The organism is Pseudomonas sp. LH21, assembly GCF_036549575.1.
Taxonomy (GTDB): Bacteria; Pseudomonadota; Gammaproteobacteria; order Pseudomonadales; family Pseudomonadaceae; genus Aquipseudomonas; species Aquipseudomonas peradeniyensis.
The window spans coordinates 4,108,363-4,121,908 of the sequence record NZ_CP144367.1 but is presented as its reverse complement, the minus strand read 5'-3'; the positions used below and the strand labels follow the sequence as shown (position 1 = coordinate 4,121,908).

The window sequence follows — 13,546 nt, the reverse complement described above, 5'->3', positions numbered from 1 at the left end:
CAGTTCCGCTCGTAGTTTTGGTAGATACCATCGAGCGGCAGCTTTTTGCCAATAGATGTTCTCTGCGTATCGCGGCTACAGAGATGGCCGCCGATCGTTGACGGCCATCGACGCAGGGCGCAAGACGAATGCAGCCAGCTGGGTCAAGTATAATTCTTACGACATCACTTACTAGTAGACGCAATTTCCAAATTAGCCCGGACGTAGCGTCTTGTTCAGCTGCGCACATTCTTTGCGCGCAGCATCCCGCTGCTGATCCAGGTAGAGAGCCAGATCGGTAATGTGAATGCCTCGGGCGCTTTTCTGGCTAGGTTCAAGACGGGTTATAGGAAGCTTGATCTCCCCTGCCAGCACCTTTCGTTGGAATACTAGCGGCGTGAGGTGTGTAAAGTAGTCGGCGCAGACCTGCTCAAGCGAGATGATGGCTAGGCCGTTGTACTGTGCCATCAACACAAAGGCTGTCTTCATGAATTGTTCTCCATCTGCGGCTGGGCATGGCGCAGGCCTTCGCGAACGTGGGTTTGTGAAAGTTCGAAATGCTCGTCGGTAGAAGCTGGTTCTAGGTGCTGCTCGCCGTTCTGCACGCCTTCCAGTCGAGTGCGATACAGCCCGGCCTGGCCGAGCCACGCGGCGGCTCTGTGCTCAGCGTCCGACGCTGGGCAATCGTGACGATCGTCAATCATGCGGCCTCCCGCTGAGCAACGCTCAGGCCTACGGCGATGGGGCGTACCCAAATCGGCATGCTGCTCAGCACGAAGGTTTCGCCCTGGGCGACCAACAACAGAGTGGTGCCCATCACATCCGCTACGGCCTCCGCGGCATGTGGAGGCACAGCGTTGCCTATCCGTTCGCGCCAAGCTTGGTCACTGAGGCCGTCCAGTTCGAGTTGTTCTTCCGGCTCAACCAGGCTCTGGATGGCGGCCAGCTCGAAGGTTGTGAAGGGGCGGTGCCATGTCCCGTCCAGCGATTCAATTACGCAGGTCAGGCGTTCGTTGGCGGCGGGTAGGCGCGGGTCGGCGACACTCCAGCGGCCGTTGTCATGCATCGCGCTGGCGGACACGGCGCCTGCCGGTCCATCCCACCGCACCACGCCGTAATGCCCGCCAGTGAGGTAGGCATCGCCTTTGGTGCGGCGCATGCCGGGGCGAGGGTCGGCGATCGACATAGCGCCACTGGCGACCTGTTGCGAGCCTGTGACAGTGCCAGCGGTTTGGTTCATTCCGACCACGTTCAGCTTGCGGCTTGATGCGCCGGGGTGCCAGTTGTGGTACCTCGGGTCCTGTACCGCAAAGGCGCCTTGGCCGGTGGTGCTGCCAGCAATCACGGTGTTGGCTGGGCTGGTGAAAGGGGTGACCTGATACTTGCCGAAGCCGCCACCTGCTCGTCGTGGATCGGCCACGCTAAACGTGCCTTGCCCTGGGCTTTTGACGCCGATCACTGCGCCGCTGGTGTCTTCCCAGCGGCGCACCCCGTATTGCTGGTACTGCAGGGCGCCGGCTTGAGCGCGAGGATCTGCGATCGAGAACGCGCCGTTCGTTGGTCTGGATTTGCCGGCGACAGTGCCTACGGCTTTCTCCCAGTCGTTCACGCCCAGATAGCCTGCGTAGGCTTCGGGGACGATCACGAAGTCGCGAAGGTAGCCATCCTCGATCGCGAGGTCGTTGAGGCTACGCCAATCTTTGCCAGCCTCGACCAGAGCGAGGCGTACCCAAGTCTTCCACTGCAGTGCGGGAACCCGGTGCATGGGGCCGGCGGCCTCGATGTCGCCGGCCAGTGGCATGCGTCCAAGGATATCGCCCACGGCTCGCAGGCTTTTCTTCTCTGGCTCGTACAGGAACGGAGGGACCTTCTCGACGTGGCGGGCCACCAGCAGGAAGCGCTTGCGGCTCTGGGCCAGGCCGCCGATGACGCCGCAGTCGTGAGTGGTCTCGGCGACTGCGTAGCCGAATTGGCCCAGCAGGCTGTTGATCTGGTCGAGCAGGTGCCGGCCGCGAGTGGCGAGGCGGGGTACGTTCTCGAACACCAGCAGCGGAACCGGGTCGTCGGCCCAGGCCTCGCAGAACAGCCAGATGCAGCGCAGCGTCAGTTCGTTCAAGGCCTGGTACCGTGGTGTCAGGCTCATGGTTTCGGACAGCAGCCCGCTCGCGCCCTTGCAGGGGGAGCTGATGAACACTGCGTCAGGGCGCTGCCCGCCTGCGGCGCGACGAATATCCTCCGGGGTCGCCTCGCGCCACCCTGGTGGTGGCTCCTTCCCGTGGAAACGGATGTACTGGTCGCGGGTGAACAGATCGATGAGCGTGCCCTTCACGCCCGATAGACGTTCGAAATCGGCCAGCCCGGCCGGGTCCACGTCGACGCCGCCAATGCACTGCCAGTCGGCCTGCAGGTTGCCGACGATGGGTTTTGATCGGTTGAACCCCTTGGCGCCGCCGCCCAAGCCGCAGCACATGTGGAAGTGCTTCAAAACATGCCTACGCAGAGTCATGCTGCGTCACCTCCGCGCTGGACGATCTGCATGGCCTGGTCGAAAGTTATCGTCCGCCCTTTGAAGTGCCAGTTGGCAACGCGTGCGTTGGTCAGTACCAGGGTGTCCAGAAGTGCGACTGCTGCTCCGGGCTCCCAGTTGTCGTGGATATTGCTGAGGCCCAGGGCCTTGGCGATCGCGGGGGCTTGAGTGGTCTTGCCGCACCCTTGGGGGCCAATTACGAGTACGCTCTTGGTGCTCATGCTGCTACCTCCGCTTTAGAGGCGCTGGCCGGTGTGGCACGCAGTTGGGCGTGGATGCGCATCGCCAAGTCATCCATGGCCTTGGCCTGGTGGCCTGCTCGGGCTGCTTGGAGTTCCGACTTCAATACGGTGAGGGTGCGGTTGGCGAGCCGAAGGGTGTCGGCAGCAGCGAGCAGTTGGTCGTAGTCTGCCCTGGTCACCGGCATGCCTGTGTAGGACATGATCCGCTCTTCAAGCTCGGTGATGGTTCGCTTGAGAGCCGCCACGGCCTGATGGTGTTTACGCTGGTCTGCCTCGGTCTGGATGCGAGTCTCGTCCAGTTCCTCTCGGAGGGTCTTGAGCTGCAGTTTGAGATCGGCTCTATGGTGTTCTTTGCCAATCTCCATGCCACGACTGAAGGCGCGGCTGCGGGCCTTCGAGAACAGGTATGGCGCGACGATCAAGGTGACAAGCCAAAGGATGCCCATGGCGAGGACTTGCTGATGTGGTTGCATATGGTGTGCTCCAAATTGACCAACCACCGTGGATTTGAGAGCCGGTGGCGGGCTGTTGCCCCTGATGGCCGGGGCCGCCTGGTTCACGCGATTTGCGAGTCTTGTTGCGCCTGACGGTCGAGGTATTGGGCGAGGTCGTGCAGGTAGATCACGTGGGGCGCCTTCGCTGAGTTGTGCAGCTTTTTCAACGTCAGCGGGATCGCCCCTTTGTTGATCAGCTCCCTGAGCCGTCTGTCCGAGCCTATGTGTGGGAAGTAGCGCTCCCGCACGGCGGTCAACGTAGGGCAGGGCGTCGCCCACTCACTGCGCAGTTGTTCCAGGGTGCTCATGTGCGCTCCCCAGGCCCCTCATGGCCGGGCTTGAGCTTTGCGCGCAGGGCAGCAGCGAGTTGCTGCTTGCTCGAGGCGGTAACCGCTGCGCAGACCTCGCCCTGGTCATTGGTGATAACTGCGCCGAAGGGCAGCGCATGGTTGACGGTATTGATCACATACGCGATCTGGCCGACGAGTAGGACTTCATCCACGCTGTCTTGCGCCTCCAGCAGGGCGAGAGCCTCTTCCGACATTGCGCCGGAGTCAGCTCGGCCATTGGCCAGATCCTGCAGGAAATAGCGTAAGGACTGGCACTTGGTGGCCAGTCTGCGGGGAAGGGATAGAGAGCTGGTGAGCGGCCCCATCGTCACCTTGATGTGGTGAGTGGTGCTGTCATTCTCGACGTAGACCTGGGCGTCCAGCGATGTCTCGGGGCGTTGAAGTTTGCACGTCGCGTTTCCGCCGTGCTCCAGCGTGCGCTCCAGCACCATGATCCGACTCAAAGGGATAGTGAACTCGCTCACGCGGCACCTCCGGAGTAGGGAACGGCGTGGGCCTTGCCTGCCTGGGATACGACAACTTGCATACCCGTGCGGTGCTGGAACTCCCTGATTTTCGCAAGGCTGCTGCAGGTGGTTGGGTGTAGCAGAACCGCGCTGGGTCCGTTGTGCTGTGCAAATTTCATGAGGGTCATGTCCTTTATGTGAGAGCTGACGCAACACGAAATTAGCAAAAGCTAATTCGTTCATCAATAGCAAATGCTAAATTTATCGGGCATGACTGTGCCCGGCGCACAAGCCGGTGATGCACAGCGAAGTGGTGTTAGAGCTTTTTAGCGTTCCAGGCGAGCAGAACTCGGGCCTGGATGTGCATGCGATCGATCATCGACTCGTCGATGATGATTGGAGGGTAGATTGGGTTATCAGAAATCATCCGGAGCGTACCGCCGGTGAGACGCTGAAGGCGCTTAATGTAGAGGTCTCCGTCAAGGGTGAAGACATAGATGGCGTCGGTCTTAACCTCGTTAATGCCTCGATCCACCAGAAGCGCGTCCCCGTCGGCGAAGGTCCCCGACATGCTGTCTCCATCTCCGGTGATGATCGCCAGATTGTCGATCTTGGAGAAGGTCAGGCCCTGCATCCTGAGCCAATCCAGATGAACCGTCATGTCGCGAATGACTTCAATGTGCATGTTTGGGGCTGCCTTGCCTGGCCCCATTGATGCCGCTATGTCGAGATGCGGAATCAGCAAGAAGTTCTTGTCCTTGACCACGCGGGTGGGTAGGCGAACCACATTGTCTGGGGCTTTGGTGGGGGGCTCCTCCGAGGGAGGAGATGTCAGCGTCCCTGCTGCGAGCCCGATCTTGAGCTCCAAATTCAGCGCAGCCTTTTCCCCCAGCTTGCGATGTCCGTTCAGTAGTTGTGACAGATACGACGCGTCCAGGTCGTGAGCCTCGGCGAATTCCTTCTGGCTCAGGGTACCCATGATTCTGCGGAGGGAGGCGATACGCCTTTCGTTGATATCCATACGGCGATGATTGCTGTCCGTTAGCAAACAGTAAATTACGACATGCTATTGTTTTGATCATTAGCAATTGCTAATCTCGCCGCCCATGGAGGTGTCTATGACGCTTAGCGAGTACTTGAAGACGATGGACAGGGAAGGGCTTAAGGCTTTCGCGGAGCACTGCGGGACGTCGCCAGGCCAGTTGAAGCAGGTGGCTTACGGCAACCGTCGCGCTAGCGCTGGTTTGGCTGTAAGCCTGGAACGGGAAACAAAAGGGGTCATTCGTTGTGAGGCCATGCGGCCGGACATCGACTGGGCCTACTTGAGACAGACAAAAAAGTAAGGTGCTGGACTGGGGACTCTCACCTCCCCAGTCCAGCTACGACGACGCACAGCACAGTACGGTCGTGGCTGTAGGATAGGGCCTACCCCATTCTCTGGCTACACCGTAAACCGAGGTTTTACGGTTATGAGCAGGATTGATCTTTTGCCGGGCGTTGGCCCAGTCCTCACCTTGCGGCAGGCGCTCTATCGCGCTGGTCGTGATTATCACGGTGGTATCACCAAGCTGGCCTTCGACATGGGGCTTGAGGTGGATACCCTTCAGAAGAAGCTACACCACACCGACGACCGCCGCTGGCCAACCCCCGACGAGCTCGAAGAGATCGTCCAGTGGACTGGTGATTCGCGGCTACTCGACGCGCTGGTCCGTCCTGCCGGTGCGGTCTGGTATCGCCCCGAGCCGGTTCCGGCCACCAACGACGCGCTGCAGGCGGTCGCGAAGCTGCTCGACGAGTCGGGGCAGTTCGTAGGTAGCCTGCATGATGGTGCCTCGGACAACGTTTGGACCTTGCCGGAGGTGTTGGACCTGGAGCAGCGTGGCATGGAGGTTATCCGGCAGGTGCTCGCCATCATGGCAGGTGCCCGCGAGGCCATGGAGGACATAAGCCATGGCTGATGCTGTCGATTTCGCCAACGATCATGCTGAGTACTTCCTGCAGTTGTCGTTGCAGCGTCTTGCGCGCCTTCCTGAAAAGCCGAGTGCCCAGTTCTGCGAGGATTGCGACGAGCCTATTCCGTTGGCCCGCCAGCAGTCGGTCGCAGGTTGTGAAACCTGTATCGACTGCCAAGGATTACGGGAGCGTCGCAGATGAGCACGCGCCCAACTCCTACCACAGCTGATTGGGCGCGGCGTTACATTGAAACCTTTGGTTTGGCCCTGGTTCCCATCGAGCCAGGCGAGAAGGGGCCAAAGGGTAAGGGTTGGAACCTGCCCGGTCGCTACCTCACTGTCGCCGCTGATGCCGAAGCGTTCTGGACGAAGCGCCCGAGTCACAACCTAGGGGTGGTACTCGGGCCTAGTCGTGTCTGTTCGCTGGACGTCGATGATGTCGAGCTGACGCGGCAGGTCCTGCAGCAGACGCTTGGACTCGACGTTGACGCCCTTGCAGACGCATACCCGACCTCCGTGGGTAACCCTGAGCGTTTCCGTGTGATGTTCCGCGTCCCCGAGGGTGTTGAGTTGAGCCGTCACGCCTTGGTGTGGCCCAACAAAAACGACCCCGATGGCACCATCTACAAGGGGCTCATGGCACAGGTGCAAGCAGCTGTAGACCAGGAAGATGCCGACCGCGAAGCGGCTTTCCGCCTGGCGGCTGAGCCCTTCAAGAAAGTGACCGTCTTCGAGTTGCGGGGCGGCCTGGTGCAGGACGTGCTGCCGCCTTCTATTCACCCAGGTACGGGCAAGCCCTACACATGGCGCACCGCGCCAGTCGCGGGCGGCTTGCCGGAGCTTCCACCCGAACTGCTGGCGATCTGGCAGGGCTGGGACGAGTTCAAGCCCAAAGGGGAGGCCGTTTGCCCGTGGAGGCCGAAGCCGGCTATGCCCGTTGCTCGCCCCTTGCCAAGGCCATCCCCAGCTGCTGCTCGATCTGGTGACAAGCTTCCCGAGGTCATCCCGGAATTCAATCGTATCCATGACATCGCCACGATGATCGAGGCGCATGGCTACAAGCGCATCGACGGGAAGTGGCTGAGCCCGCACAGCAGCTCCGGTATACCTGGGGTGACGATCACCGATGGCAAGCTCTTTTCTCATCACACGTCGGACCCGCTGGCGAACGGACACAAGAATGATGCCTTCGACGTGTTCTGCATTCTGATGCACGACGGTGACCAGAGGGCTGCGACCAGGGCGGCAGCTCGGATCCTCGGTATCGACGCCAAGTCCCGCCCGCCAGAGCCGCCGCCGCTGGGTGAGCTTCCCCACACCCCATCGGTCTCCGAGCAGGCCGAACTGGCGCCGATCGGCGACGGCAATGTCGAGCACCTTCCCCACACCCCATCTGACGTCGAGGCGGGAAGCCCGGCCGGCTCCTCGGCCACTGGGGGGGCAGGGGGCGACGCCCTGGACATTGACGGTGCAATGCGCCGCTTCGCTCTGGTCGAAGGCACCACCAGCGTGTGGGACTTGGACAAGGGGCGGGCGATGAAGCGGGCGGGCTTCGAAGCCCTGGTTGGCAAGCCGCTGGCCAAGGAGTGGATAGAGCGGACCGACAAGAAGCTGATTGCCTCCGAGCAGGTGTCAGAGCTTGAGCACGCCCGGAAGATGTCCAGCAAGAAGGGCGGGGCGCTGAAGTTGGAGCCGCTCGACCGGTACATCTACATCGACGGTACGAAGGAGGCCTGGGACCGCGAGAAGAAACGTCGCCTGCCCGAGGGTAGCGTGAAGATGGCCCTGGGTGATGCCTATCAGCTATGGCTGAACAGCCCGGATCGGCGGGTGGTGGACGTCGACCACATCGTATTCGACCCGACTATGACCAAAGATCCGGCGATCTACATCAACACCTTCGAGGGGCTGCCGCTCACGCCGGTGCGCGATGATGCTGCCTGCGAGAACCTGCGCTGGCTGATCGCGTTCCTTTGCAACAACGAAGCGGAAGCGCTGGACTGGCTGATCAAGTGGCTGGCCTACCCGCTGCAGCATATGGGCGCAAAGATGGACACGGCGATCCTGTTCCACTCGACCATGGAAGGCTCGGGTAAGAGCCTGCTGTTCGCGGACATCATGGGTGAGCTTTACGGGCGGTACAGCGCGACGGTTGGCCAGGCGCAGTTGGAAGGCAACTTCAACGCCTGGCAAAGCGGCAAGCTGTGGGCGGTGTTCGAAGAGGTTGTGAGCCGCGACCAGCGCTACAACCAAGTCGGCAAGATCAAGCACATGATCACAGGCAAGACGGTGCGGATGGAATCCAAGTTCATCAACGGCTGGGAAGAGGCCAACCACATGAACTCGGCGTTCCTGAGCAATGAGATCATGCCTTGGCCGATCAGCGAAGACGATCGCCGGATGCTGGTGATGTGGCCCCTGGAGACTTTGCCGCCTGAGCGCCAGAAGGCAATCGCCCGAGAGCTGGCCAACGGTGGAGTGGCCGCCTTGTACGGTTGGCTGCTGGACGTCGACCTTGAGGACTTCAACCAGCGCACGCGTCCACCGAAGACCGAGGCCCGGCAACGCCTGGTCGAGCTAAGCCGCACGGCCTGGCAGACCTTCTTCTACCTCTGGCGAAACGGCGAGCTTGGGTATGGTCTGTGGGGCTGCTGCCTGACCTCGGATGTGTACGCCATGTTCATCGAGTGGTGCGCCCACAATAAAGAGCACGCCATGAGCCAAACCAAGTTCTCGCTGATGTTGAGCGCGAAGGTGGAGAAGACGAGGGCTATTCCCTGGACGGACCCTTCCACGGCGAAGGACACCAGGCGTTTCGCTGCGTTCTTCATGCCCAACGATGGAGATCCTTCCCTACCCCCATCCCTGAATGCGGCCGTGCTGGGGAAGAACGTCATCGAGTGGCGTGAGCGAGCGAAGCTCGCAGGTTGGAACGTGGAAGCCTGGGACCACATCAAGAGGGTTGCAGCATGACTCCGCCGGTAAGTGTGTTGGGTGTGTTGGGTTTGTGTTGGGTTGGATTACGCAAGTCAACACAGGCTCAGGTCCCGGAATCCGTGGCTTGGCGGCTATTTGTGTTGGGTGTGTTGGGTTCGCGCACGCGCACGCGCATGCGATCTTCTTCAAGCGCTGGGATCGAAGGGCGGATGAATCTCTATGCGACCCCTGAAAAACCCAACACACCCAACACACTAAACACACATGTTTCCAATCCATTGAATTTATTGGGGTTTGAGTGTGTTGAGTTTGTGTTGGGTTGGCTAAATATGTGTTGGGTGCTGATTTCGGAGGAATGGTGATGACGATGGACCATGGAATGCGCCTTCAGCTCCTGGTGCGATTGGCGCAGCACCGGATGGATATGTCAGCACTGATCGACCCGGTCGAGCGTCTGCGCCTGGTGGGCGAACTGATGCGTCACTGGGGGGAGCAGCGCGGGAAGCTGGGGCTGGACGCGAGCTTGGGCAGCCAGATGGGCACGATCATGGAGTGGAAAGGGGCGGCGCCGCGCATGGGATCGTCGGGGGCGCGCATTTTGGTGTCGGGTGCGGGCCTCGACCATGCCGCCGCCGAGGTCGACGCTGCAGTGGCGGAACTGGCGCGGCGTGATGCTCGGGGCGCCACGTTGGCAAAGCTGGCCGAGCTGCGCTACCTGCACGGTGTGACGGTGCGTGAGCAAATGCGCGAAGTAGGGCTGGCCGAGGACGCGGATCGCACCTATCGCAACTGGGTGAAAGCGCTGCACTTGCAGGTGCTGGCCATCCTTGGGGCAAGGGCAGGGCGGGTACGCTTGCCTACCGTTCGTCGGGTCACTATGCAACTTGCCTGCAACATGGATGCTACATAGCGACCACATTGTGGCGTACCGATAATTGCCCCTTTTCGGTTTTTCCGGTGGCATGTAAAAAGGCGCCACGATATGACAAGTGCGCTTAAGGGCTCCCGCCCAATCGCGCACTCCCTCTAGAACCCTACCGGCCGGTGGGGTTCTCTCCACCTGATTTGCTATTGCCCTTCAGCTCTGTCCACTGTCCGCCAGTGTAAGACGATGATTGGAAGGATGACTGCGAATGAGATCAGGCCAAACATCAAGCCATGCCCAATAGCAATCGTCTCGAGGTTTATTGGTTGTCCTGGTTGGATCATCTGATACAGATCTCGGGCGTAGGCCTGAGTCAAAAATGCCAGTGATACAAGCACCCAGATGCGAAAGACGATCCGTTTCAGTCGTTTTACCTCGGGGGGCGCTAGCTTGATGTAGGTCATCAAAAGGCTGATGACGGCCACGATTAGCCCTGCATAAGCAACGATCTTCATATCCATCGCATTACTCCTAGTTTGATGACGCAGCATATGGCTGCCATGGGCTTGCCTCAACTCAAAACCCCACTTCAAAATCTCGCTTAAAGGTAGAAATGAATGACCAGTGAACAGCAAGCGCTCGCTGAAATGCCGATATGGATGGTGATCGTACTGTCCTTGGTCGGCGGGGTGTCGGGTGAGATGTGGCGGGCTGACAAAGCAGGTGCTCGGGGCTGGGGGCTGGTTCGTCGCCTCGCGCTGCGTTCAGGTGCCTGCGTTACCTGCGGCCTTTCAGCCAACATGCTGCTGTACGCCCTCGGCGTCTCGGTGTGGATGTCGGCTGCGGTCGGATGCCTCACCGCGATGGCCGGCGCCGATGTGGCGATCAACCTCTACGAGCGTTGGGCTGCCAAGCGGCTGGGGCTGGCGCAGGTGCCGCCAGCTGGCACCGAGGCAGGTCAGTGACCCGGCCGGAATACTGGGTGTGGCCGGGGACCCTGGCGATATTGCCGGGGTACGGGACCGGGAACCCGCGATTCTTTGTTAGCGGACGGTTCACCCGCTTAGTGAACTGCGGTGAACTGGTTAACCCCCTGAATTCATTGGGTGAACTGGACTTTTCGACATGACCCATCTGACGAAATCGGAGTTCGCCGCCCGCAATGGATGGTCGAAATCCTACGTTTCCAAACTGGTCAAGCAAGAACGCCTGGTGCTGACTGCCGACGGCAAGGTCGACGTCGAAGCCACCGAGCTGCTGCTGGCCGAATCGGCGGATCCAGCCAAGGCGCCGGTCGCGGCCCGGCATGAAGAAGCCCGGATAGAACGCGACGTGCGCAGCCAGCTCCAGCCAGGCCGCGACACACCTGCGGTGCAGCAGCCGGATCCGGCGCCGGGCAGTGGCCACAACTTCCAGCGGTCGAAAGCCCATCGCGAGTTCTACCTGGCGCAGCTGGCCGAGGCCGAGTTCCACAAGGTCCAGGGCGACTTGGTCGAGCGCAAGGCGGTGGAAGACGCGGCCTACGCCGTAGGCCGGATGCTTCGCGACCAGTTCTTCGGCCTTGCACCCCAGCTCGCTGCCGAGCTGGTGGGGATGGACGATCCATGGGACATCGAGAAGCACCTTGCCACCGCGTTCCGCCGCGTTTTCACCGAGGTCAACAAGATGAGTAGTGCCGACCTCGACCGAGCCATCACACAGAGCTGAGCCTATGCCCACCGGATACGCAGACGGTGCCAAGGTGTACCGCGAAGCGTATTGCCGAGGGCTGACGCCTGACCCCGAGCTGTGGGTAGACGAGTGGGCGGACGAGTACATGCGGATCCCGCGTGATACCGGCGCCGCCGAGCCCGGCAAGTACCGCACCGCGCGTACCCCGTATGCCCGCGAACCCATGCGCTGCCTGTCGCCTGCCCATCCCTGCAAACGGGTGGTGACCAAGGTCGCATCGCAGCTGATGAAAACCCAGATCGCCCTGAACTGGATCGGCGCACTGATCCACATGGCGCCTTCCAACATCCTGACCCTGCTGCCCAGCCTGGCCCTGGCCAAGCGGGTGTCCTCGCGGATTGGCAAGACGATCGACGCAACGCCAGAACTCAAGGCGCGCGTGGCGGCTAACCGTTCCAGGGATGCACGCAACACGATGGACACCAAAGAGTTCGAGGGCGGCACGCTGTACGCCACCACCGCTGGCTCGGCTGCCAACCTGTCGGAGCTGTCCGCCCGCTACGTGTATGGCGATGAGGTCGACCGCTGGGACGTCGACGTCGATCAAGAGGGCGACCCGATCAAGCTGGCCGAGGCGCGGGGCAGTACCTTCGGCCGCAACGCTAAGTTCTATTTCTCCAGCTCCCCGCTCATCAAGGGCGCCTCACGGATCGACGATCTGTTCATGATGGGGGATCAGCGGCACTACTACGTGCCATGCCCGACCTGCGGGCACATGCAGGTCCTGAAGTGGGATCGCCTGCTGTACTCGCCGGACTTCAGCAGGGTGCACTACCAGTGCGAAGGTGCTGAGTGTGATGTGCTGATCGAAGAGCATCACAAGGCCGACATGCTGGCCAAGGGCGAGTGGCGAGCCCATGCCCAAGGCGACGGTGAGACGGTGAGTTTCCACCTCAACGCGCTGTATGCCCCGCTGGGCTGGCATTCCTGGGCCATGCTGGCTCGCGAGTTCGAGGAGGCCAAGCGTGCCCAGGACCGCGGCGACCTTGAACCCATGCAGGTGTTCTACAACACCCGTCTGGCCGAGGTCTGGGATAGCGCGATCGAGCAGACCAAGGCTGAGGTGCTGCAGGCCCGTGCGCTTCAGGAAGACTACGTGCTGGGCACCTTACCTGTGGGGGCGCTTGCGCTGACGGCATCCGTCGATGTCCAGGCCAACCGCCTTGAGCTGATGGTCATGGCGTGGGGCGCCGGCATGGAGCGCTGGGTGGTTGATCACCAGGTGATCCCTGGCGACCCGGCCGACGAGCGCACCTGGGCGTTGCTCGATGACCGGCTCAAGATCCGCTACCGCCACCCTTGCGGTGTAAGCCTGGCGATCCTGGCCACCGGAATCGACTCCGGCGGCCACCACACCCACGAGGTCTACCAGTTCACCCGCGTGCGCCGTTGGCGCAACGTGTTCGCGCTCAAGGGGGCGAGCAAGCCGGGGCGGCCTGTGATCGCCCAGCGCCCGTCGCAGGTGGACGTCACCTGGAAGGGCCAGACCGAGCGCAACGGCGCCGAGCTCTGGATCGTCGGTACCGACACGGCCAAGGACTGGATCTACAACCGCTACAGCTTCGAGAAGGGGCCGGGCGCGCTGCACTTCGCCAAGGACCTGCCGGATGAGTTCTTCCAGCAGTGCGTGGCTGAACGCAAGATCGCCCGCTACGTGAAGGGCTACAAGCGGATCGAGTGGGTCAAGAGCAAGGCCGAGCGCAACGAGGCGCTGGACCTCATGGTGTACAACCTGGCAATGGCCAACTTCCTCGGCCTGCACCGGTACGGCGAACACGACTGGGACAAGCTGAGGCAGGCCCTTGCGCAGGCCAGCCTGTTCGATCAAAGCGAGCAGCAGCCAGCCCGGCCCCAGGCCAACGAGTCAGCGCCCGACGGCCAGGACGAAGACGATCCGCCGCCACCAGCTGCGCCGGCTCCGGTCAGGCGCCCCGATCCGCCCCCGCCACAGCCGGCCCCGAGGGCCGCGCCTCAACCCATGCAACGCCGCAGCTCCAGCAGCGGATACCTGAAGAGACGCTGA

Annotated in this window: 17 protein-coding genes; 8 read left to right on the top strand and 9 right to left on the bottom strand. The window is 61.5% G+C overall.

The genetic code is table 11. The features are described from left to right. Window positions 1-192 precede the first annotated feature (192 nt). The 8 genes from VUG52_RS18760 to VUG52_RS18725 form a co-directional block, all read right to left on the bottom strand. Window positions 193-468, bottom strand: a complete 276-nt coding sequence (locus tag VUG52_RS18760; RefSeq protein ID WP_331831891.1) for a pyocin activator PrtN family protein — start codon at window positions 466-468, stop codon at window positions 193-195. Then, window positions 465-683, bottom strand: coding sequence for a hypothetical protein (locus VUG52_RS18755; RefSeq protein WP_331831890.1), 219 nt, complete (start codon window positions 681-683; stop codon window positions 465-467). The genes VUG52_RS18760 and VUG52_RS18755 overlap by 4 nt, the downstream gene beginning before the upstream one ends. Further along, complete coding sequence (locus VUG52_RS18750) at window positions 680-2,485, bottom strand: DNA cytosine methyltransferase (RefSeq protein ID WP_331831889.1); 1,806 nt, start codon at window positions 2,483-2,485, stop codon at window positions 680-682. Before VUG52_RS18750 ends, VUG52_RS18755 begins: the two co-directional genes overlap by 4 nt. Continuing rightward, window positions 2,482-2,727 (bottom strand): AAA family ATPase, encoded by a 246-nt coding sequence (locus VUG52_RS18745; protein ID WP_062361356.1) that lies wholly within the window; start codon window positions 2,725-2,727, stop codon window positions 2,482-2,484. Before VUG52_RS18745 ends, VUG52_RS18750 begins: the two co-directional genes overlap by 4 nt. Then, window positions 2,724-3,221 (bottom strand): hypothetical protein, encoded by a 498-nt coding sequence (locus VUG52_RS18740; RefSeq protein WP_331831888.1) that lies wholly within the window; start codon window positions 3,219-3,221, stop codon window positions 2,724-2,726. Before VUG52_RS18740 ends, VUG52_RS18745 begins: the two co-directional genes overlap by 4 nt. 83 nt (window positions 3,222-3,304) lie before the next feature. Continuing rightward, complete coding sequence (locus tag VUG52_RS18735) at window positions 3,305-3,550, bottom strand: pyocin activator PrtN family protein (protein ID WP_099431178.1); 246 nt, start codon at window positions 3,548-3,550, stop codon at window positions 3,305-3,307. Continuing rightward, the gene (locus VUG52_RS18730; protein WP_331831887.1) at window positions 3,547-4,056 is read right to left on the bottom strand and encodes a hypothetical protein; all 510 of its coding nucleotides are present in this window, start codon (window positions 4,054-4,056) and stop codon (window positions 3,547-3,549) included. The genes VUG52_RS18735 and VUG52_RS18730 overlap by 4 nt, the downstream gene beginning before the upstream one ends. Before the next feature lie 298 nt (window positions 4,057-4,354). Beyond that, window positions 4,355-5,059 carry a S24 family peptidase gene (locus VUG52_RS18725; protein WP_331831886.1) on the bottom strand — a complete coding sequence of 235 codons (705 nt, stop codon included), beginning with the start codon at window positions 5,057-5,059 and terminating at the stop codon, window positions 4,355-4,357. 97 nt (window positions 5,060-5,156) lie between these two features. Between VUG52_RS18725 and VUG52_RS18720 the strand changes: the two genes are divergently transcribed. From VUG52_RS18720 to VUG52_RS18700, 5 genes are all read left to right on the top strand, one after another. Further along, window positions 5,157-5,381, top strand: a complete 225-nt coding sequence (locus VUG52_RS18720; RefSeq protein WP_331831885.1) for a YdaS family helix-turn-helix protein — start codon at window positions 5,157-5,159, stop codon at window positions 5,379-5,381. A gap of 126 nt (window positions 5,382-5,507) precedes the next feature. After that, entirely contained in the window at window positions 5,508-5,996 is a 489-nt protein-coding gene (locus VUG52_RS18715) for a phage regulatory CII family protein (protein ID WP_331831884.1), read from the top strand. Next, entirely contained in the window at window positions 5,989-6,192 is a 204-nt protein-coding gene (locus VUG52_RS18710; RefSeq protein ID WP_207851568.1) for a TraR/DksA C4-type zinc finger protein, read from the top strand. The genes VUG52_RS18715 and VUG52_RS18710 overlap by 8 nt, the downstream gene beginning before the upstream one ends. Further along, window positions 6,189-8,963, top strand: coding sequence for a bifunctional DNA primase/polymerase (locus tag VUG52_RS18705; RefSeq protein ID WP_331831883.1), 2,775 nt, complete (start codon window positions 6,189-6,191; stop codon window positions 8,961-8,963). The genes VUG52_RS18710 and VUG52_RS18705 overlap by 4 nt, the downstream gene beginning before the upstream one ends. 325 nt (window positions 8,964-9,288) lie before the next feature. Next, window positions 9,289-9,837, top strand: a complete 549-nt coding sequence (locus tag VUG52_RS18700; RefSeq protein ID WP_331831882.1) for a hypothetical protein — start codon at window positions 9,289-9,291, stop codon at window positions 9,835-9,837. A gap of 158 nt (window positions 9,838-9,995) precedes the next feature. Here the strand turns inward: VUG52_RS18700 and VUG52_RS18695 are convergent, their stop codons facing one another. Then, window positions 9,996-10,313: a hypothetical protein gene (locus tag VUG52_RS18695; RefSeq protein WP_331831881.1), complete on the bottom strand. Its 318-nt coding sequence runs from the start codon at window positions 10,311-10,313 to the stop codon at window positions 9,996-9,998. 96 nt (window positions 10,314-10,409) lie between these two features. Between VUG52_RS18695 and VUG52_RS18690 the strand changes: the two genes are divergently transcribed. The 3 genes from VUG52_RS18690 to VUG52_RS18680 all read left to right on the top strand — a co-directional run bounded on the left by VUG52_RS18690 (window position 10,410) and on the right by VUG52_RS18680 (window position 13,546). Beyond that, window positions 10,410-10,757: a phage holin family protein gene (locus VUG52_RS18690; RefSeq protein ID WP_331831880.1), complete on the top strand. Its 348-nt coding sequence runs from the start codon at window positions 10,410-10,412 to the stop codon at window positions 10,755-10,757. 160 nt (window positions 10,758-10,917) lie between these two features. Beyond that, window positions 10,918-11,499, top strand: coding sequence for a terminase small subunit (locus VUG52_RS18685; protein ID WP_331831879.1), 582 nt, complete (start codon window positions 10,918-10,920; stop codon window positions 11,497-11,499). A 4-nt stretch (window positions 11,500-11,503) separates the two neighbouring features. Beyond that, the gene (locus tag VUG52_RS18680; protein ID WP_331831878.1) at window positions 11,504-13,546 is read left to right on the top strand and encodes a phage terminase large subunit family protein; all 2,043 of its coding nucleotides are present in this window, start codon (window positions 11,504-11,506) and stop codon (window positions 13,544-13,546) included.